General features: G+C 74.9%; 16 protein-coding genes. 6 read left to right on the top strand and 10 right to left on the bottom strand.

The window, feature by feature from the left end:
* Nucleotides 1-66 precede the first annotated feature (66 nt).
* On the top strand, nucleotides 67-2,457 hold the full coding sequence (afsK, locus tag ABT106_RS08950; protein ID WP_351274445.1) for a protein serine/threonine kinase AfsK: 2,391 nt from the start codon (nucleotides 67-69) through the stop codon (nucleotides 2,455-2,457).
* Between the two features lie 55 nt (nucleotides 2,458-2,512).
* Nucleotides 2,513-3,010 (top strand): peptidylprolyl isomerase, encoded by a 498-nt coding sequence (locus ABT106_RS08945; protein WP_351274443.1) that lies wholly within the window; start codon nucleotides 2,513-2,515, stop codon nucleotides 3,008-3,010.
* 82 nt (nucleotides 3,011-3,092) lie between these two features.
* Here ABT106_RS08945 and ABT106_RS08940 read toward each other — a convergent pair whose 3' ends face one another.
* The gene (locus tag ABT106_RS08940; RefSeq protein WP_351274440.1) at nucleotides 3,093-3,746 is read right to left on the bottom strand and encodes a hypothetical protein; all 654 of its coding nucleotides are present in this window, start codon (nucleotides 3,744-3,746) and stop codon (nucleotides 3,093-3,095) included.
* Between the two features lie 169 nt (nucleotides 3,747-3,915).
* Between ABT106_RS08940 and ABT106_RS08935 the strand changes: the two genes are divergently transcribed.
* Complete coding sequence (locus tag ABT106_RS08935; RefSeq protein WP_351274437.1) at nucleotides 3,916-4,512, top strand: hypothetical protein; 597 nt, start codon at nucleotides 3,916-3,918, stop codon at nucleotides 4,510-4,512.
* A 34-nt stretch (nucleotides 4,513-4,546) separates the two neighbouring features.
* On the opposite strand, the gene ABT106_RS08930 is transcribed toward ABT106_RS08935, so the two are convergent.
* From ABT106_RS08930 to ABT106_RS08920, 3 genes are all read right to left on the bottom strand, one after another.
* Nucleotides 4,547-5,323, bottom strand: coding sequence for an enoyl-CoA hydratase/isomerase family protein (locus ABT106_RS08930; RefSeq protein WP_351274434.1), 777 nt, complete (start codon nucleotides 5,321-5,323; stop codon nucleotides 4,547-4,549).
* Nucleotides 5,320-5,745, bottom strand: coding sequence for a Zn-ribbon domain-containing OB-fold protein (locus ABT106_RS08925; RefSeq protein WP_351274549.1), 426 nt, complete (start codon nucleotides 5,743-5,745; stop codon nucleotides 5,320-5,322). The genes ABT106_RS08930 and ABT106_RS08925 overlap by 4 nt, the downstream gene beginning before the upstream one ends.
* 113 nt (nucleotides 5,746-5,858) lie before the next feature.
* Entirely contained in the window at nucleotides 5,859-7,010 is a 1,152-nt protein-coding gene (locus ABT106_RS08920) for a lipid-transfer protein (protein WP_351274431.1), read from the bottom strand.
* Nucleotides 7,011-7,100: 90 nt separating this feature from the next.
* Between ABT106_RS08920 and ABT106_RS08915 the strand changes: the two genes are divergently transcribed.
* Nucleotides 7,101-8,981: a FadD3 family acyl-CoA ligase gene (locus tag ABT106_RS08915; protein WP_351274429.1), complete on the top strand. Its 1,881-nt coding sequence runs from the start codon at nucleotides 7,101-7,103 to the stop codon at nucleotides 8,979-8,981.
* On the opposite strand, the gene ABT106_RS08910 is transcribed toward ABT106_RS08915, so the two are convergent.
* The 3 genes from ABT106_RS08910 to afsR form a co-directional block, all read right to left on the bottom strand.
* Nucleotides 8,978-9,709 (bottom strand): class I SAM-dependent methyltransferase, encoded by a 732-nt coding sequence (locus ABT106_RS08910; RefSeq protein ID WP_351274427.1) that lies wholly within the window; start codon nucleotides 9,707-9,709, stop codon nucleotides 8,978-8,980. The genes ABT106_RS08915 and ABT106_RS08910 overlap by 4 nt on opposite strands.
* Before the next feature lie 130 nt (nucleotides 9,710-9,839).
* Nucleotides 9,840-10,010: a hypothetical protein gene (locus ABT106_RS08905; RefSeq protein ID WP_351274424.1), complete on the bottom strand. Its 171-nt coding sequence runs from the start codon at nucleotides 10,008-10,010 to the stop codon at nucleotides 9,840-9,842.
* Nucleotides 10,011-10,224: 214 nt separating this feature from the next.
* Nucleotides 10,225-13,422: an SARP-family global regulator AfsR gene (gene afsR, locus ABT106_RS08900; protein WP_351274422.1), complete on the bottom strand. Its 3,198-nt coding sequence runs from the start codon at nucleotides 13,420-13,422 to the stop codon at nucleotides 10,225-10,227.
* A 132-nt stretch (nucleotides 13,423-13,554) separates the two neighbouring features.
* Between afsR and ABT106_RS08895 the strand changes: the two genes are divergently transcribed.
* Complete coding sequence (locus ABT106_RS08895) at nucleotides 13,555-14,775, top strand: amidohydrolase family protein (RefSeq protein WP_351274420.1); 1,221 nt, start codon at nucleotides 13,555-13,557, stop codon at nucleotides 14,773-14,775.
* A 125-nt stretch (nucleotides 14,776-14,900) separates the two neighbouring features.
* Nucleotides 14,901-15,770, top strand: a complete 870-nt coding sequence (locus tag ABT106_RS08890; RefSeq protein ID WP_351274417.1) for a trypsin-like serine peptidase — start codon at nucleotides 14,901-14,903, stop codon at nucleotides 15,768-15,770.
* Nucleotides 15,771-15,840: 70 nt separating this feature from the next.
* Here the strand turns inward: ABT106_RS08890 and lepB are convergent, their stop codons facing one another.
* The 3 genes from lepB to ABT106_RS08875 all read right to left on the bottom strand — a co-directional run bounded on the left by lepB (nucleotide 15,841) and on the right by ABT106_RS08875 (nucleotide 18,459).
* Nucleotides 15,841-16,668 (bottom strand): signal peptidase I, encoded by an 828-nt coding sequence (lepB, locus tag ABT106_RS08885; RefSeq protein WP_351274415.1) that lies wholly within the window; start codon nucleotides 16,666-16,668, stop codon nucleotides 15,841-15,843.
* A gap of 76 nt (nucleotides 16,669-16,744) precedes the next feature.
* The gene (locus tag ABT106_RS08880) at nucleotides 16,745-17,185 is read right to left on the bottom strand and encodes an NUDIX hydrolase (RefSeq protein ID WP_351274413.1); all 441 of its coding nucleotides are present in this window, start codon (nucleotides 17,183-17,185) and stop codon (nucleotides 16,745-16,747) included.
* Between the two features lie 89 nt (nucleotides 17,186-17,274).
* Nucleotides 17,275-18,459: an ABC transporter permease gene (locus ABT106_RS08875; protein ID WP_351274547.1), complete on the bottom strand. Its 1,185-nt coding sequence runs from the start codon at nucleotides 18,457-18,459 to the stop codon at nucleotides 17,275-17,277.
* Between the last annotated feature and the right edge of the window lie 218 nt (nucleotides 18,460-18,677).

The following is an 18,677-nucleotide window of genomic DNA, read 5'->3' as shown; positions in this document are numbered from 1 at the left end:
GCCCGGCTCGCGCGTGCTGGTGGAAGCGGACCCGGCGAGGGCCCGTACGGGGAGGTGTGGAGGCGAGTGGTGGAGCAGCTGACGCAGCACGACCCGAGACGGATCGGCCCCTTCGAGGTGCTGGGACGGCTCGGCGCCGGCGGCATGGGGCTGGTCTATCTCGCGCGGTCCGCGTCCGGACGGCGGGTCGCGATCAAGACGGTGCGCACCGAACTGGCCGAGGACCAGCTGTTCCGGGTGCGTTTCACCCGCGAGGTCGAGGCCGCCCGCGCGGTCTCCGGCTTCTACACGGCGGCCGTCGTCGACGCCGACCCGCGCGCCGCCGTGCCCTGGCTGGCCACCGCCTACGTCCCGGCGCCCTCCCTGGAGGAGATCGTCAACGAGTGCGGGCCGATGCCCGCCCAGGGCGTGCGCTGGCTGGCCGCCGGGATCGCCGAGGCGCTGCAGTCCATCCACGGCGCCGGCCTCGTCCACCGCGACCTGAAGCCGTCCAACGTGCTCGTCGTCGAGGACGGGCCGCGCGTGATCGACTTCGGCATCGCGAGCGGCGTCTCCAACACCCGGCTGACGATGACCAACGTCGCCGTCGGCACCCCGGCGTACATGTCGCCGGAGCAGGCGAAGGACTCGCGCAGCGTCCGGGGCGCGAGCGACGTGTTCTCGCTCGGCTCCACCCTCGTCTTCGCCGCGACCGGGCACCCGCCGTACCACGGGGCGAATCCGGTGGAGACGGTCTTCATGCTGCTGCGCGAGGGCCCCAACCTGGAGGGGCTCCCCGACGAGCTGCGGCCGCTCATCGACTCCTGCATGCAGATGGACGCCACGCAGCGGCCGACCCCCGCCGACCTCCAGGCGCAGCTCGCCCCGCACCTCTTCGACGGCGGTGACGACAGCGGCACCGCCTCGGCGTGGCTGCCCGAGCGGGTCGTCGCGATGATCGAGGCCCGCCGGTCGGGGAACCGCACGCCCCCCGCCGCCGTGGTCCGCGCCCCCGCGCCCCGCCCCGGCGGCTCCCGCGGCCCGGACTCCGGGGCCGCCACGCACCGCCGTCAGCGTGGCGCCGACCCGTGGGCGGACCCGCGGACCGGGCACGCCGTTCCGCAGCGCCCCCACCACCCGCCGATGGCCCCGGTGCCGTCCGGCGAGCCCGTACGCCTCGGCGGCTCCCCGGTGCCGATCGGGCCCGGGCCGCGCGCGACGGCGGTGGCGCCCGCCCCGCACGCCGCCGCGGACTCCGCCACCGGCTGGATCCGCCCGCCCGGTGGTTCCACCGCGGCCCCCTCGGTCGTGGCGGCCGTGCCGAACCCGGGTCCGGCCCCGGACAGCGGCCGCTGGCGCCCGTGGCGCTTCCGCATGTCCAACGAGGTGTGGGGCACCCCCACCGTGGCCGGCGACCTGCTGTACGTGACCTCCTTCGAGGTCCACGCCCTGGACGTGGCCAGCGGCCGCCGCCAGTTCAAGACCCGCGACGTCGCCTGGTCCATGGCCGTCTCCGAGGGCCGCATCCACGCCTCCGACGGCCCCTCCCTGTACGCGCTCGACGCCACCGACGGCTCCGAGCGGTGGCGGCTGTCCACCGACGCCTGGGTGTACGCGTTGAGCGCGGAGCGCGGCACCGTCGTCACCGCCACGCGCGGCGGCGGCGTACAGGGCTGGGAGGCGTCCACCGGGCACCGGCTGTGGGAGCTGTCCGGCGCGCAGACCGACTTCGAGACCCCGGAGGCGGCCCCCGTCCTGCACGACGGCACCGTGTACGTGTGGCAGGACGCCCGGCTGCGCGCCGTGGACGCCCGCAGCGGCCGCGAGTCCTGGTCGTACCCGGTCGGTGACGCGGCTTCCTGCGGGAACGTGCCCGTACGGGTCACCCCGGCCCCCGACGGCAACGTCTACGTCAGCGCCGGAACCCGGGTGCTGTCCGTGGACCGGTCCTCGGGCCGGGTCCGCTGGCACTTCGAGGCCCCCGCGGTGTTCCTGGCCGCCCCCGCGTTCGCGCCGGGGCCCGCGGTGACCGGCGGCGGGGTCTACCTCGCCGACCACCTGGGCACCGTCTACGCCCTCGACGCGGCCACCGGCAAGGACCGCTGGCGGATCGCGACGGAGTCGCGGGCCTCCGCCGACCCGGTGCTCGTGGCCAACGGCAACGTGCACCTCGGCGCGGGCAGCGCGCTGTACACCCTCGACGCGGTCACCGGCACCCCGAAGTGGCGCTTCGCGGCGGGCGGCGAGATCACCGGCCTGCCGGCGGTCGCGGACGGCCGCGTGCACTTCGGCTCGGCCGACCACTGCCTCTACACGCTGGACGCCGCGGGCGGCCAGCTCCGCTGGAAACTGGCCACGGGCGGCGAGATCACGGGCGCCCCGGTGGCGGAGGCGGGCGTGGTCTACGCGTGCAGCAAGGACCGCTGCGTGTACGCCCTGGACGCGGCGAAGGGCACCGGAACCCGTACGGCGGGCTGAGGCGACTCGCCCCCTCCCGGTAGCGGAACGCACCGGGAGTGACAGGATGGACCCCATGAGCAACGTTTTCTTCGACATCACCATCAACGGCGCCCCCGCGGGCCGCATCGTCTTCAACCTCTTCGACGAGGTCGTCCCGAAGACCGCGCGGAACTTCCGCGAGCTGGCCACCGGCCAGAACGGCTACGGCTACGCGGGCTCCGGCTTCCACCGCGTCATCCCCCAGTTCATGCTGCAGGGCGGTGACTTCACCAACCACAACGGCACCGGCGGCAAGAGCATCTACGGCGAGAAGTTCGCGGACGAGAACTTCACGCTGAAGCACGACCGCCCGTACCTGCTGTCGATGGCCAACGCCGGCAGCAACACCAACGGCTCGCAGTTCTTCATCACCACCGTCGTCACCTCCTGGCTCGACAACAAGCACGTCGTCTTCGGCGAGGTCGTCGAGGGCCAGGCGCTGGTCGACCAGATCGAGGCCCTGGGCTCCCAGTCCGGCGCCCCCAAGGGCAAGGTCGAGATCGCGGCCTCGGGCGTCGTCGACGCCGCCTGACCCCCGCACCCGCGTGCCGGCCGGCCCCGCCCCCTCACGGGGGGCGGGGCCGCCGCCGTATCCGGGGGGCCGGGCCGAGGGGTTACGGCCGGCCCTGGGGCGGCCGCGGGCCCCAGCCCGCGGGGCCGGACGGTTCCGGGGGCTCCGGGGGCTCCGGGGGGTAGGTCTCGTGCGGGGGGTGGGCCGCGTCCCGGCCCGGGGCCTGGTGGGACGGCGGGTCCTGGTGGGACGGCGGGTACGGGGAGCCGTACGGCTCCGGGTCCTGGTGGGCCGGGACGGCGTCGGCGGTCCGGCGTCGGCGGGAGGAGCGGCGGTGGGAGGGGCGGCCGCTCATCACGGCCGCGCCCAGGAGCAGCAGCGCGCCTCCGCCGAAGGCGTTGGCGAGGCCGTCGCCGAGGCCCTGACCGTCACCGCCGACCGAGAGGCTGCCCGCGGCCTGGCCCTGGCGGACCATCCACAGCACGGCGAACCCGAGCACGACGACCCCGGCCAGCCCCATGAGCAGCCGCGAGCGGAGCACGACCGCGACCAGTGCCAGGAGGGCGGCGAAGAGGAAGGGGAGCAGGATCGACCCGAACAGGGAAGCCCCGTCGTCGGTGATGCCGGCGCCGGAGAACAGCTCCTCGATGCGGTAGTCGCGGCCCTGGCGGTCGTCGTACCAGGCGCGGAACGGGCTCCAGACGGCGGCGGCCGCGCCGATGAGCCCCAGCAGCGAACCGAGTGCGTTGCGGATCATGGCCGGCCCTTCGGATGGCGGCCCCGTCCCGACGCTACGCCCGGGTACCCGCCGCCGCACGCGGGAGGAGCCGGGCGCCGGAGGTTGTGGAGACGCCGTGCTGACCGGGCGTTGCCCGGCCGGTGGCTGATACCGTGACCCGCCGTTGTCCAGGGGGAGGGGTGGGGCCATGGTGGCCGTACGTCACATGCGGTTCACGGCCGTGCTCATCACCGTCGTTTTCGCGCTGACCGGTTTCTCGTCGACCGGCGGGAGCGGCAGCGGCGGCAAGAGCAAGAGCGGCGGTGGCGGCTGCTCCAGTTCCAAGAGCAGCAAGAAGAAGACGCACACCGGGAGCGGGCGCGGTGGCAGCGGCAGCTCGGCGAGCGCCACGCCGTCCGCGAGCCCGAGCGGTGACCCGGCCGCGGCCGTGGTCGTCTCGTGCGCCGGCGCGACCCCGCCGGTCACGACCGTGAAGGTGACCTCCCGGCTGGACCGCAAGGCCACCTTCGAGGTGAACCTGTACCGGGAGACCGCGTCCGGCAGCGTCCTGGAGGCGACCACCGCCCGGGTGACCCTGGAGGCGCGGGCGACCGGCACGGTCGACGTCGCCCTCAAGGAACCGGCGCGCGCCGCCGAGGTCAAGACCTGCCGGATCGGCACGGTCTCCGTCGTGTCCTCGTCGGCGTCCGCCACCGGCAGCCCCGCGCCGACCTCGTCGTCGGGCGGTTCCACGAGCGGGCCCACCTCGAAGCCCAAGCCGAAGTCCACCAAGCGGCGCTCCTGAACCCCGAGGGCCCCGGCCCGGCCCGTGCCGGCGTTCAGCGCAGGCGGTACTCGCCTCCCGGCCGCCGGGAGGCGAACAGCTCCGCCTGCCGCTCCGGCGCCAGGTTCCCCAGCGTGATCAGCGCCGGGGCCTGGTCCAGGGCCTGCCGGAGCGCGGCCCGCTTCGCGGACCACAGCGCCCGTACGGTGCCCTGCACGGCCTCCGTCGGGAATCCGGCCAGGGTGTGCGCCGACCGGAGCGCCGCCGGGAGCAGTTCCTCGGGCGCCGTCAGCTCCGAGACGAGGCCGATCTCGTAGGCCCGCCGGGCGGAGAGCCGTTCCGCCGTGCCCATCAGGGACATCCGGGCGGCCTCCCCGAAGGGCATCCGCTGCGCCATGTAGACGGCCTCGTACGCGCTGACCATGCCGTAGGCGGTGTGCGGGTCGAAGAACGTCGCGCTCTCGGAGGAGACGATGAACTCCGATTCGCCCAGCAGGTAGAAGGCCCCGCCGCAGGCCATGCCGTTGACGGCGGCGATCACCGGCTTCCACAGGTCGGCCGTCTTGGGGCCGATCGCGACCAGCGGATCGTCCACCGAGTACGGGGAGCCCGGCTGCGGCACGTCGACGCCCCGGTCGATGCCGGTGCAGAACGCGGCCGTCCCGGCGCCCGTCAGCACGACGGCCCGGACCTGGTCGTCGAAGCGGAACTCCTGCCACACCGCGCTCAGTTCGGCGGCCGTCTCCAGGTCGATGGCGTTGTGCCGGCGCTCCCGGTCCAGGGTGACGACCGCGACCCCGGCCGACGCGTCGCGCTCCACCCGCAGCGTCACGGCTTCTCCAGGACCCAGCGCGGCACGGCCATCGCGCCCGTCTCGGTGAAGACCACCTGGACGCGCGCCCCGATGCGCAGCCGCGCCGGGTCCACCGAGTCCAGCGGGGCGTCGGCGGAGGTGACGAGGTTGCCGGCCAGCCGGATGTGCGGGGCGTCGGCGAGCTCCACGAGGATCACGTTGTACGGGGCCTGCGCGGCGTACGCGGGCAGCAGCGGCGGGTACGGGCGGACGTAGGACCAGATGCGGCCGCGGCCGCTCATCGGGCGCCACTCGCTCGCGAAGGACCGGCAGTGCGGGCAGCAGGGGCGGGGCGGGAAGCGGAGCCTGCCGCAGTCGGCGCAGCCCTGGACGCGCAGCTCGCCGCGGGCGGCGTACTCCCAGAAGGGGGCGCCGTCCTCGTCGGGTACGGGGAGCAGCAGCGCGTCGGCGTCCGGGGCGGGCGGGGAGCCCGTCCCCGTCAGGGGCGCGGTCGCGGGTGCGGATGCGGGCGCGGTCGCGGGGGTGGTCCGGGGCGCGGTCATGGGTCGGCTCCTCAGGCTCTCAGCAGGATCGCGGACGTCGGGACACCCTCGCCCGCCGTCACCAGGCAGGTCGCGGCGTCCGGCACCTGGGCGGTGGAGGTGCCGCGCAGCTGCTTGACGCCCTCGTTGATCAGGTTGAAGCCGTGGACGTACGCCTCGCTCAGGCCGCCGCCCCCGGTGTTGACCGGGAGCCGGCCGCCCATCTCCAGCGCGCCGCCCTCGGTGAAGGCGGCGCCCTCGCCGCGGCCGCAGAAGCCGTAGCCCTCCAGGGAGAGCGGGATGAGGGGGGTGAAGGCGTCGTATATCTGGGCGACGTCCACGTCCTGCGGGCCGAAGTCGGCCTGCTTCCACAGGTGCCGGGCGGCCGTCCAGGCAGGCCCGGTCAGCGGGTCGTCGTTCCAGTAGTTGACCATCCCGTGGTGCTGGGCGGGCAGCCCCTGGGCGGCGGAGTGGACGTAGACGGGCTTCTGGCGGCAGTCCCGGGCGCGTTCGGCGGAGACGATCACGCAGGCGAGCGCGCCGTCGGTCTCCAGGCAGTTGTCGAAGAGGCAGAGCGGGTCGCTGATCATGCGGGAGGTCATGTACATCTCGCGGGTCAGCGGGCGTTCGTACATCATCGCGGCCGGGTTCTCGTTGGCCCGGTTGCGGCAGGCCATCGCCACGTTGAAGAGGTGGTCGCGGGTGGCGCCGTACTCGTGCATGTAGCGGCGGGCCAGCATGCCGATCTCGTCGGCGGGGCGCAGCAGGCCGAAGGGCCGGGTCCACTGCCCGGGGGTGGGCAGCTGGACGGCGGTGTTCTTCCAGGGGCGCGGTCCGGAGCCGCGCTTGCGCGAGCGCCAGGCGACGCCGACGGTGGCCTGGCCGGTGGCGACGGCGGCCGCGAGATGGCCGATGGTGGCGCAGGAACCGCCGCCGCCGTAGCCGATCTTGGAGAAGAAGGTGACGTCGCCGGCGCCGATGGCCTTGGCCACCTCGACCTCGTCGGTCTCCTCCATGGTGTAGGAGGAGAAGGCGTCGACCTCGGCGGGCTCTATGCCGGCGTCGGCCAGTGCCGCCAGAATGGCCCGGCAGGCCAATTCCTTCTCGGACTGCGGCAGTTGTCTGGCAAAGGCGGTCTGGCCGATGCCGACTATCGCCGTAGCGTCCTTGAGCGTTGCCGCCATCGCCACCTCCGGGTGCACCAGTACTGACAGCCGCGAAGGCTACAGCTAATCTGACGGATAGTCAGCTACTGGTGCCGGGGAGGGCGGACGATGGACGACGAGGGCGCGAACGAAGAGCAGCACGAGGGCTCGTACGAGGGCCTGCGCGAAGACCGGGGCGAGGGCCCGTACGAGGGCCTGCGCGAGGGCCCGTTTGAGGGCCCGCACGAAGACCGGGGCGACCGGGGCGACCGGGGCGCGGACCCCGGCGGCACAGGTCAGGGCGGGTGCACGGACGGCGGCGGGTACGCGGGGCCGGCGGGCGGGCCGGCCCGCGGGCCGGGCGAGGGCGCCGCCGGCCCGGGCGCAGACCCGCGGGGCGACCTGCGCTGGGGCAGCATCGCGGGGCTGGTCAGGGAGGCCACGGTCCGGTACGCCGACCGCGAGGCCGTCGTCGACGGCCGCGTGCGGGTCAGCTACGCCCAGCTCGGCCAACGTGTCGAGCGCGCCGCGGCCGCCTGTGTCGCCGCCGGGGTCGAGCCCGGCGACCGGGTCGCCGTCTGGGCGCCCAACACCCTCGAATGGATCGTCTCCGCCCTCGGAGCCGTCTCGGCGGGCGCGGTGCTCGTCCCCCTGAACACCCGCTTCAAGGGCGTCGAAGCCGCGTACGTCCTCCAGCGCAGCCGCGCCCGGCTGCTGTTCGTCACCGGCACCTTCCTCGGCACCTCGTACGTCGCCTCCCTGCGCCGCGCCGCCGCCGACGGGCCCGGTGACGGGCCGCTGCCCGGGCTGCCGCACCTGGAGCAGGTCGTCGTCCTCGCCGACGACGCCCCCGACTCCTTCCGCACCTGGAAGGACTTCCTCGCGGGCGGGGACGCCGTGTCCGCCGACGCCGTCCGCGCACGCGCCGCGGCGATCCCCTCCGACGCCCCCTCCGACATCATCTTCACCTCCGGCACCACCGGCAGCCCCAAGGGCGCCGTCATCACCCACGCCCAGTCCCTGCGCTGCTACGCCGTCTGGAGCGAGCTCGCCGGACTGCGCGAAGGCGACCGCTACCTGATCGTGAACCCCTTCTTCCACACCTTCGGCTACAAGGCCGGGATCATCGCCTGCCTGATGCGCGGGGCCACGATGGTCCCGCAGCCCGTCTTCAACGTGGACACCGTCCTCGCCAACGTCGCCGCCGAGCGCATCTCCGTGCTCCCCGGGCCGCCGACCCTCCACCAGTCGCTCCTGGACCACCCCCAGCGCGACCACCACGACCTGTCCGCCCTGCGCCTCGTCGTCACCGGGGCGGCCGTCGTCCCGCTCCAGCTCGTCGAACGGCTGCGCAGCGAGCTGCACATCGCCACCGTCCTCACCGCCTACGGGCTCTCCGAGGCCAGCGGCATCGTCACCATGTGCCGCCGCGCCGACCCCGCCCGCGTCATCGCCGAGACCTCCGGCCGGCCCATCCCCGGCACCGAGCTGCGCATCGCCGGCCCCGACGGCTCGCCGCAGCCCGCCGGAACGGCGGGCGAGGTGTGGGTCCGCGGACACCACGTCATGCGGGGCTACTTCGAGGACGCGGCCGAGACCGCGGCGGCCGTCACCCCCGAAGGCTGGCTGCGCACCGGCGACGTCGGGGTCCTGGACCGGGCCGGGAACCTGCGGATCACCGACCGGATCAAGGACATGTTCATCGTGGGCGGCTTCAACGCCTACCCCGCCGAGATCGAGCAGCTCCTCGGTCTGCACCCGGACATCGCGGACGTCGCGGTGGTCGGCGTCCCCGACCCGCGCCTCGGCGAGGTCGGCAAGGCGTACGCCGTCCGGCGCCCCGGCGCCACCCTCACCTCCGACGACCTGATCGCCTGGTCCCGGCGGGAGATGGCCAACTACAAGGTGCCGCGCACGGTGGAGTTCGTCGCCGAACTGCCCCGCAACGCGAGCGGCAAGGTCCTCAAACGGGAACTCCGGATCCGCCAGGACCCGGAGGCGGCGCGCTAGCCGGCCGCCTTGCGGGCCCGTACGAGCCGCCAGCGCGGGGCGCCCGAGGGCAGGCGCCCGAAGTGTTCCAGCGGGGCCGTCTCCACCGTGAAGCCGGCCGCCTCCAGGTCGGCGCGGACCGGGCCCAGGGGGAACGTCCGGTAGTACATGACGAACGGCGGCCGCCAGAGCGCGTTGCGCACCCGCATCGCCGCGTCGAAGCCCGCCACCGCCCACCACGCCGGGTGGCGGGGCGGGATCGGCGCGCCGATCGGGAAGGCGAACAGGCCGCCCGGGCGGAGCGCGGCGTGCACCCCGGCGAAGAGGGCGGGCCGCTCGGACGGCAGGAAGTGCCCGAAGGCCCCGAAGCTCACCGCCAGGTCGTACGCGTCCCCGAGCGCGGGCGGCAGCGCCAGCGCGTCGGCCCGTACGAAGTCGACCCGCGCGTCCGGGTGCGCCCGCGCGGCCTGGGCCAGCATGCCCGCGCTGAGGTCCACTCCGGTCACGCGCTCCCGGCACAGCCGGCGCAGCATGCCGATCGCGGCGCCGGTGCCGCAGCACAGGTCGAGGCCGGAGCCGAAGGAGCCCTCCCGCGCGGCGAGCGTCTCCTCGACGGCGTCGAGCATCCGGTCGGGGGTGCGGAAGGGCGTGTGGTCGAACTTCGGCGCGAGGAGGTCGTAGCCGCGCTCGACGGAGGAGAGGGCCTGCACGGCGAGTTCGCGGACGCCCGGCCCCTGGGAGGTGAACACACTCCCAGCTTAGTGACCCGCCGCCCTGGCCGGGCGCGGGTGTGCGGCGGTCGCGATGGCTCCCCCTCCGGGCCACCGTGACCGCCGCACACCCGTGTTCCCCCGTGGTTCTCGTGCCGGCCCGCCTTGGTTACGGGCGGGGGCCGGACGCGTGGTTGTCCAGCGTCTGGATCTGCTCGTCCGCGGCCTGGGTGCCGTCGAGCGGCACTTCCGCGGGCTTCTCGGCGGGCTGCTCCAGCGGCTTGATCTCGACGCCCGAGGCGTGGTTGTCGAGCGGCACGATGTTCTCGTTCGTCGTCATCGGATTCTCCTGGTGGGTGGGTAGGGCCCGTTCGGCGATTCCCCCGCGGACCGCCGAACGGGTAGTCCTCCGACCGACCCTCCAGTCCCCCGAGCGGCGGGTCGATGTGCCTATCGTGCCGTGGGGCGATAAACGAACGATGAACGTCCCGTTCATCGTCCTGCGTCGCAGGTCAGAGCCGTGTACGGGGGTGCGGGGGGCGGCGGCGGACCCGTCAGGCGGCGATCTCGGGGTCCAGCAGTGCCCGTACTTCGGACAGTTCCGAGGAGTCCAGCTGCTCGAACACCGCCTCCGCGTCCCGCCAGCAGGCCCGCGCCCGGTCCGACTGGCCCAGCCTCAGCAGCGCCTTGCCCAGCACCATCAGCACGGTGGCCCGGCGCCACTCCCCGCCGATGCCGCGCAGCGCGATGGCCTGCTCGGCGTGCGAGGCGGCCAGCGTCGGCCGGCGCGCGGCCAGGTGGGTTTCGGCGAGCCGGAAGTGCGTCACGCCCTCCCACAGGGGCTGGCGGTTGTCGTGGAACAGCGACAGCGCCTCGGTGAGCTGCGCCAGGGCCTCGCCGTGCCGGCCCGCCTGGGTGAGGGCGATGCCCAGCGCATAGCGGCCGTTGGCCAGGCGCAGGGTCAGGCCCATCCGGTCGTAGACGGCGATGCCCTGCCGGGCGAGGTCGATGGCGCTCGTGAGGCGGCCCAGCTCCACGTGGATGCGGGAGAGGTTGCACAGGGCGCTCGCCTCGCCGATGTGGTTGCCGTCGGCGCGGAAGTTCTCTATGGCCTCCAGCAGGTAGCGCTCGCCGTCCGCGTGCCGGCCCTGGTAGAGGGCGATGATCCCGCGGTCGTTGGGCGCCCAGCAGCTGGGCAGCGGGTCACCGGCCTCGCGGGCGAGAGCGGTGGCCTGCCGGGCCTCGTCGTCGGCTTCGGTGAACCGGCCGGCGACGAGGTGGGTGTTGGTGAGGGTGGTGCGCGCCCGGCCCTCGGCGCGGGGGTCGCCGGCGCCGTGGGCGGCGTCGCGCAGGGCCGTCGCGGCCGACTCGTACTGCTTGGAGTTCGCGCCGGACTCCGCGAGGTCCTTGGCCGCCCACAGCAGGTCCACGGCCCGGCGCAGCACCCGTGTCCCCTCCCGGTCCTGGCGTACGGCGCCCTGCCGGACGCAGGCCAGCAGCGGGTCGGCCTCGGCGTACAGCCAGTCCAGCGCGGCGCGCGGATCGGTGAAGACGAGCCCGGGGTGGCGGGTGGCGGACAGGTGCGCGGGCAGCCGGTCGCCGGGGCGCTCCAGGGCGTACACCCCGGCGGCGGTGGCCAGGTAGAAGTCCAGCAGCCGGTCGAGGGCGGCCTCGCGCCCGCTCGGGGGCTGCTCGTCGCGCTCGGCGCACGCACGCGCGTAGAGGCGTACGAGGTCGTGGAAGCGGTAGCGGCCGGGGGCGGCGGATTCGAGCAGGGAGCAGTCGACTAAAGCCTCGAGGAGGTCCTCGGTGTCCTGCTCGGGCAGGTCCAGCACGGCCGCGGCGGCGGCCAGGGAGATGTCGGGGCCGTCGGCGAGGCCCAGGAGCCGGAAGGCGCGCTGCTGGGCGGGCTCCAGCTGGCCGTATCCCAGCTCGAAGGTGGCCTTGACGGCGAGGTCACCGGCCTGGAGTTCGTCGAGGCGGCGGCGCTCGTCGGCGAGCTTCGCGGCGAGCACGGACACGGTCCAGGTGCGGCGGGCGGCCAGGCGGGAGGCGGCGATGCGGATGGCGAGCGGCAGGAAGCCGCAGGCGCCGACCACGTCGAGGGCCGCCTGCCGTTCGGCGCCGACGCGTTCGGCGCCGACGATCCGGGTGAACAGCTGGAGGGCCTCCTCGGGGCTCATCACGTCGAGGTCGACGAGGTGGGCTCCGGCGAGGCCCGCCATGCGGACGCGGCTGGTGACGAGCGCGGCGCAGCCCGCGGTGCCGGGCAGCAGCGGGCGGACCTGCGCGGCGTCGCGGGCGTTGTCGAGGAGGACCAGGACGCGGCGGCCGTCGAGGGTGGAGCGGTACAGCGCGGCCCGCTCGGCGGGGGAGTCGGGGATGGCGGTGTCGGGGGTGCCGAGCGCGCGCAGGAAGGAGCCGAGGACGGCGACGGGTTCGGCGGGGCGCGGCTCGGTGCCCTGGAGGTCGACGTACAGCTGGCCGTCGGGGAAGTGCGGACGGGCGGCGTGGGCCACGTGCACGGCGAGGGTGGTCTTGCCGACGCCGCCGATCCCGGCGAGCGCGGAGACGGCCATGACCTGGCCCGCCCCGGCGCTGCCGGCCAGGATGCCGCCGAGCTCGTCGACGAAGCTGCTGCGGCCGGTGAAGTCGGAGACGGTGGCGGGCAATTGGGCGGGCCTTACCTGGACGGACGCCGCTGCGGGCGCCGGGTCCTCGGCGCGGGCGAGGTCGGCGTCGGCGTTGAGGATGCGCTGCTGGAGCGCGGAGAGTTCGGAGCAGGGGTCGACGCCCAGCTCGTCGGCGAGGAGCCGGCGGGTGTCGGCGTACACGGCGAGGGCCTCGGCCTGGCGGCCGCTGCGGTAGAGGGCGAGCATCAGCAGCTCGCGCAGCCGCTCGCGCAGCGGGTGGGCGGCGGTGAGCGCGGTCAGCTCGGAGACCGCCTCGGCGTGCTGGCCGACCTCCAGATCGAGGTCGAGCCGGGTCTCCACGAGCTGGAGCCGCCATTCCGCGAGCCGGGTCCGCTCGGTCTCCGCGTACGGGCCGGGGACGGCGGCGAGGGGTTCGCCGTCCCACAGGTCCAGGGCGCGGGCCAGCAGCGTACGGGCGAGGGCGCGGTCGCCCGCCGTACGGGCCGTCTCGGCGTCGGCGGCCAGGGCGCGGGCCACGCCGACGTCGAGGGTGGCGCCGGCGCGCAGGCGGATGGCGTAGCCGCCGGACTCGGTGACGAGCAGCCCCGGGTCGAGGACCTTGCGGAGGCGGGAGGCGTACGTACGGATGGTGGCGAGGGCCTGCTGGGGCGGGTCCTCGCCCCAGATGGCGTCGATCAGCTCGGGCGCGGTGGCGGTGCGGCCGTCGCGGAGCAGGAGCGCGGCGAGCAGGGCGCGCTGCTGGGGGGTGCCGGAGGGCAGCGCCTCGGCGCCGCGCCAGGCCCGGACGGGACCGAGGACGGCGAACCGGGAGCCGGGGAGGGGGTCTTGGCCCGCCCCGGGGTCGCTTCCGGGCGCGCCGGGGGCGGCCGGGGCGGGGCCCGCTCCGGGGGGCGGGGGGCCGAGGACGGGCGTAGCGGGGCCGGCCGCGGTGGGGCGGGCTCTGTCGGCGGTGGGCCGGGCGGCTTGGGAACGGGCGGCGGCGCGGGTGACGGCGGCCGTGGTCCCGGCGCCGGTGAACGCGGGGCTGGTTCCCGCGGAGCTGGTCCGGGCTGCCTCGGGGTGGTTCCGCGGCTGCGGGATGGCCGGTACGCCGTCCATCTGTCGTCCCCCCTGCCTTCCGTCGTTGTCAGGGCCAGTCTGCCCTGTGTCGCGCGTACACGTCAGCCCGTCACGTTCCGATACGCGTCCAACTAGCTGACGGTTCGTCAGATGGGCGCTACCGTAGGACTCATGGAGACCTTCCCGAAGATCATCTCGGTGGACGACCACACGGTTGAGCCCCCCCACGTCTGGCGGGACCGGCTCCCGTCCAAGTACAAGGACACCGGCCCCCGGGTCGTCCGCGCCCCCCTCAAGGAAATGACCTTCCTCGGCGGGAAGTTCGCCCCCGTCATGGGGGCCCGGGGCGACGACGGCCCGATCGGCGACTGGTGGGTGTACGAGGACCTGCACCGCCCGCTCACCCGCCTCGACACGGCCGTCGGGTACGACCGCGACGAGATCAAGCTGGAAGTCATCACCTACGAGCAGATGCGCCCGGGGTCCTTCTCGGTTCCCGAACGGCTCGCCGACATGGACGTCAACCACGTCCAGTCCGCCCTCTGCTTCCCCACCTTCCCGCGCTTCTGCGGCCAGACCTTCACCGAGGCCAAGGACCGGGAGCTGGGGCTCCTCGGCGTCCGGGCCTACAACGACTGGATGGTGGAGGAGTGGTGCGGCCCCGACGCCCACGGCCGGCTCATCCCCCTCACCCTGGTCCCGCTCTGGGACGCCCGCCTCGCCGCCGCGGAGGTCCGCCGCAACGCCGCCCGGGGCGTGCGCGCCGTCGCCTTCTCCGAGATACCCCCGCACCTGGGCCTGCCGTCCATCCACACGGACGACTGGGACCCCTTCCTGGAGGCGTGCGACGAGACCGGCACGGTCATCGCCATGCACATCGGCTCCTCCTCCCGCATGCCGTCCACCTCGGCGGACGCCCCGCCGGCGGTCGGCTCCACCATCACCTTCGCCAACTGCTGCTTCTCGATGGTCGACTGGCTGATGAGCGGCAAGTTCGAGCGCTTCCCCAACCTGAAGATCATGTACGCGGAGGGCCAGATCGGCTGGATCCCGTACATCCTGGAGCGCGCGAACGTGGTCTGGGAGGAGAACCGCGGCTGGGGCGGGGTCGCCGACAAGGTCCTGCGCCCGCCGTCGGAGCTCTTCGCCGAGCACGTCTTCGGCTGCTTCTTCGACGATGCCTTCGGCCTGAAGAACCTGGACGCGATCGGCGTCGGCAATGTCCTGTACGAGACGGACTACCCGCACTCGGACTCCACGTGGCCCAAGTCCCGCGAGGTCGGCGAGGCCCAGATGGGTCACCTGGCCCCGGACGTGGTGGACCGCATCGTCCGCGGCAACGCGATCGACCTCCTGAGCCTCACCCCGGACGGACTGTGGGCGGGCGCCTGAGGCGAGTGTCCTGACCGGGTGCGCCTGACCGGGCGCCCGGGCCCGGGCGCCGGGGGCCGGCCTTGCACCCGGCGTCGGGTGCCGGGCATGCTTCGCCGGGGCGAAGGGGAGTGATCATCGTGCCGGTGGACAGGCGGTCCGTGGTGACGGCGGTGTTGTGCGCCGCTGCGGCGTTGGGGGCCTCGGCCGCGGTGGCCGAGCTGGTGCCGCCGCCCGAGGGGGCGGCGGGCGTACGGGCCAAGGCCGCGCCGACCGGGAGCGCGACCGGGAGCGCGAGCGGGAGCGGGAACGCCGGCGCGAGCGACGCCTCGCGCTCGCGAGCGGCGAAGCCGCAGCTCTCGCCCCCGCCGGCGAGGACGCTGCCGCCCGCCGTGGTGCCGCGGCCCGGCGGGCCCGCGGCGTTCACCGGGGCCCTGTTCACGAAGGGCCTGGACGGCGACCACTTCTGCACCGCGACCGTCGTGCACAGCCCGGGCCGCGACCTCATCGTCACCGCAGGTCACTGCCTGCTCGACGGGGAACAGGGCGAGGACGGCGCCGTCTTCGCACCGGCGTACGCGAACGGTGTCGCGCCGTACGGCACATGGAAGCTCGAACGGGTCTTCGAGGACGACCGCTGGGCGCGGGGCGCGGACGACGACTACGACCTGGCCTTCGCCCGCCTGGCCCCCGACGACCGGGGCCGGGCCATCGAGGACGTGACCGGCGCCGCCGCGCTGGACACGAGCGGCCGCGCCGGTGAGGAGGTCACCGTCACCGGCTACCCCGCCGACCGCAAGGTGCCCCGTACCTGTACGGCGGTCGCGGTCCGCGAGAGCGCCACCGAGCAGCGCTTCGACTGCGCGGACTTCCCCGGCGGCACCAGCGGCAGCGCCTGGATCGCCCGCGACGGGAAGATCATCGGGATCCTGACGGGCGGCGACACCGACGACGTGTCGACCAGCACCGTCCTGGGGCCGTACGCGGCCTCGCTGTACGCCAAGGCCACCGCCTAGCCGCCGCCCAGCAGTGCCCAGACCGCCGCCCGGTCACCGCCCAGGCGTGCCGTCCGGGCCGTCGTGCCCCTCAGACCCCGGGCCGGTGGCCGGTCCGGCCTCCGGCGGGGCTCGCGGCGGCCCCGGCGGCCTCTCCGGCCCCGTCGGCCTCCGGTTCCCCGTCGGGCCGTACGTGCAGGAAGGAGGACCGGGCCCGCGTCAGGGCCGCCAGGGCGCGCTTGCGGCGGCGGCGGCCGACCAGCCAGGCGCAGCCGAGCCCGGCCCCGGTCAGGAGCAGTGCCCCGCCCGACGCCCAGCCGGCGAACAGCGCGGCCGCCACGGTCCCGGAATGGGCCACGACCCGGCCCTCGACCCCGGCGAGGGGCGCGGGTCCGTTGTCGGCGAACTGGGAGCCCCAGGACTTCGTCCGGTTGTCCGCCATGAGGAACATGTGCCCCTCGGGCACGGAGACGTCGAAGGCGACCGTCGAGGGCATCCCGGGTTCCGCGAGGTACGGCTCGTCCAGCGGCTCGCCGTTGAGCGTCAGCCGGTCGTCACCCAGCCGGTGCGCGATCCGGTCGCCGGGCAGCGCCACGACCCGCTGCATGATCAGGTCGCCGTTCATGTACCAGGGCACGGAGGTGATCACCACGTCCCCCCGCTCGACCTCTTCGCCCGTGGCGGGCTTCGCCAGCAGCAGGTCCCCGTGCCGGTAGCCGGGCTTCATCTCGGCTCCGTACGTCTCCCAGACGCCGTATCCCTGCCGCTGCTCCCAGGCGGTGGCCGCCGCGGTCGCGCCGATGAGGGCGGCGCCGAGCACCAGCAGGGCGAGCGCCCACGCGCCCAGGGCCCTCCCCGGCCGCCGGGTGCTCCCGGCCCCCTCGGGTCTGTGACCTGCCGACTCGTCCCGCGCTTCCATGCGTGCCCCTCCCGTCGAACCTGTGCGCAGGCACTGTACGGGTGTCCCGGGCGGCCGTCGGCGGGGGGGACCGGGCTCAGGCCATCAGCCCCAGGTGGACCGGCTGCGCGGAGGTGTCCGCGAGGAGGTCCGGGAGGCGCGGGGGCCACAGCGGTTCGCCGAGGGAGGCGAGGCGCTCCGGGGAGAGCCACTGCCAGTGGATGCCGGGGTACTCCAGCACCGGCTCGCGCCGTGGGCCGGTGGTGACGTAGATGTGCTCGTGCTGGCGGACCGGAACGCCCTGGTGCGTGAAGTCGTGTTCCCACGTGCACAGCAGCCGGCCGGGCGACAGGTCCGTCCACCCGGTCTCCTCGCGCAGCTCCCGCAGCACGCAGTCCTCGGGGCTCTCGCCCGGGTCGATCCCGCCGCCCGGCGGCAGCCAGTGGATGCCGACCTCGACGTTGTTCTCGCGGAAGAGGAACACCGATCCGGACGGGGACACGATGACAACGCGTGCGGCGTGGCGGGGAGTTCGCATCAGATCATCGTACGCCGCCCCCTCCGGGACCCCGGGCCGGTCCCGCCCCGGGACCGGCCCGAGCCCGCCGGGCCGCCCCCGGGGCGTTTCTAGCCCGCCGCCAGTGCCAGCGTCGGCGAGAGGCGGGCCGCGCGGACCGCGGGGTAGAGGCCGGCCACCGTGCCGATCGCCAGGGTGGCGGCGAAGCCGCCCGTGACCGCCCAGAGGGGTACCACCCAGGGGAGGTCTCCCGCCCTCGCGTACACGGCCGTCGCCGCACCGCCCAGGGCGATGCCGGCCAGGCCGCCGAGTCCGGACAGGAGCAGGGACTCCGTCACGAACTGGATGCGGATCTGCCCCTTCGTGGCGCCCAGGGAGCGGCGCAGCCCGATCTCGTGCCGCCGCTCCAGCACCGAGATGATCATGGTGTTGGCGACGCCGACCCCGCCCACCAGGAGGGCGATCCCGCCCAGGCCCAGCAGCAGGGTGCTGAAGGCGCCCTCGGTGGCCGCCTTCGCCTGGAGGGCCGCCGAGGGGTCGGTGACCTCGACGGCGCTCGGGGTCCGCGGGTTGGCGGTGCGCGGGATGAGGTCGCGGACGTCCGCCACCCGGTCGTCGGCGGACCGCTCGTACACCGCCGTCGGGTGGCCGTCGAAGCCGAGCAGCCGCCCGGCCGCGTCCCACCCGATGAGGGCGGAGCGCTCGATCTCCGGGGCCAGCGGGATCGGTTCCAGGACGCCGATCACCGTGAAGTACCGGCCGCCGATGAAGACCTGCTGCCCCGGTCCGGTGATGCCGAGCCGGCGGGCGGAGACGTCGCCGAGGACCACCGAGGGGTAGCGGCCGGTGGCGTCGTTGAGCCAGGTGCCGCTGCTCATCCGGGCCCGCAGGGTGCCCAGGAGGTCGTCCTTGGCGGCCTTGAGCGCGATGCCGCCGGTCTCCTCCTTCGGGATGTTCTCCGAGCGGCGTACGGACTCGGCCACGTCCCCGGTGGTGCCGACCGACTCGACTCCCCGGATGCGGGAGATCATGCCGGGGGCGTCCTCGGGCAGCTTGGTGTCCTGGCCGGAGAACATGCCCTTGCCGGGGGTCGCGACCAGCATGTTGGTGCCCAGCGCGTCGAGTTCCCGCAGCAGCTTGGCCTGGCTGGAGGAGGAGATCCCGACCACGGCGATCATCGTCGCGATGCCGATGGCGATGCCGAGCGCGGAGAGGAACACCCGCATGGGGCGCGAGCGCAGCCCCGCCGAGCCGACGTGCAGGACGTCCCGCGGGGACAGCCTCGGCGGCCTCAGCTTCCGCGCCCGGGTCCGGGCCCGGGCGGGCGTACGGGACCGGGCCCGCCCGCCGCCGGACCGGCCGTCCGCAGGGGCGTCCCCGCCGCCGTGCGGGGCACCCGTGGCATCCGGGGCGCCCTCCGTGCCGTCCCGGCCGTCCCGGCCGTCCCGGCCGTCCCGGCCGTCCCGGCCGTCCCGGCCGTCCCGGCCGTCCCGGCCGTCCCGGCCGTCCCGGC

It is taken from the genome of Streptomyces sp. NPDC002044 (assembly GCF_040296725.1).
GTDB lineage: Bacteria > Actinomycetota > Actinomycetes > Streptomycetales > Streptomycetaceae > Streptomyces > Streptomyces antarcticus.
This window is presented reverse-complemented; position numbering and strand designations above follow the sequence as displayed.

What these genes read in the sequence shown, in the direction of transcription:
- ABT106_RS08945 (WP_351274443.1), top strand. Translation starts at nt 2,513, where the DNA reads ATGAGCAACGTTTTCTTCGACATCACCATCAACGGCGCCCCCGCGGGC.
- ABT106_RS08940 (WP_351274440.1), bottom strand. Translation starts at nt 3,746, where the DNA reads ATGATCCGCAACGCACTCGGTTCGCTGCTGGGGCTCATCGGCGCGGCC.
- ABT106_RS08935 (WP_351274437.1), top strand. Translation starts at nt 3,916, where the DNA reads ATGGTGGCCGTACGTCACATGCGGTTCACGGCCGTGCTCATCACCGTC.
- ABT106_RS08920 (WP_351274431.1), bottom strand. Translation starts at nt 7,010, where the DNA reads ATGGCGGCAACGCTCAAGGACGCTACGGCGATAGTCGGCATCGGCCAG.
- ABT106_RS08915 (WP_351274429.1), top strand. Translation starts at nt 7,101, where the DNA reads ATGGACGACGAGGGCGCGAACGAAGAGCAGCACGAGGGCTCGTACGAG.
- ABT106_RS08905 (WP_351274424.1), bottom strand. Translation starts at nt 10,010, where the DNA reads ATGACGACGAACGAGAACATCGTGCCGCTCGACAACCACGCCTCGGGC.
- afsR (WP_351274422.1), bottom strand. Translation starts at nt 13,422, where the DNA reads ATGGACGGCGTACCGGCCATCCCGCAGCCGCGGAACCACCCCGAGGCA.
- ABT106_RS08895 (WP_351274420.1), top strand. Translation starts at nt 13,555, where the DNA reads ATGGAGACCTTCCCGAAGATCATCTCGGTGGACGACCACACGGTTGAG.
- lepB (WP_351274415.1), bottom strand. Translation starts at nt 16,668, where the DNA reads ATGGAAGCGCGGGACGAGTCGGCAGGTCACAGACCCGAGGGGGCCGGG.
- ABT106_RS08880 (WP_351274413.1), bottom strand. Translation starts at nt 17,185, where the DNA reads ATGCGAACTCCCCGCCACGCCGCACGCGTTGTCATCGTGTCCCCGTCC.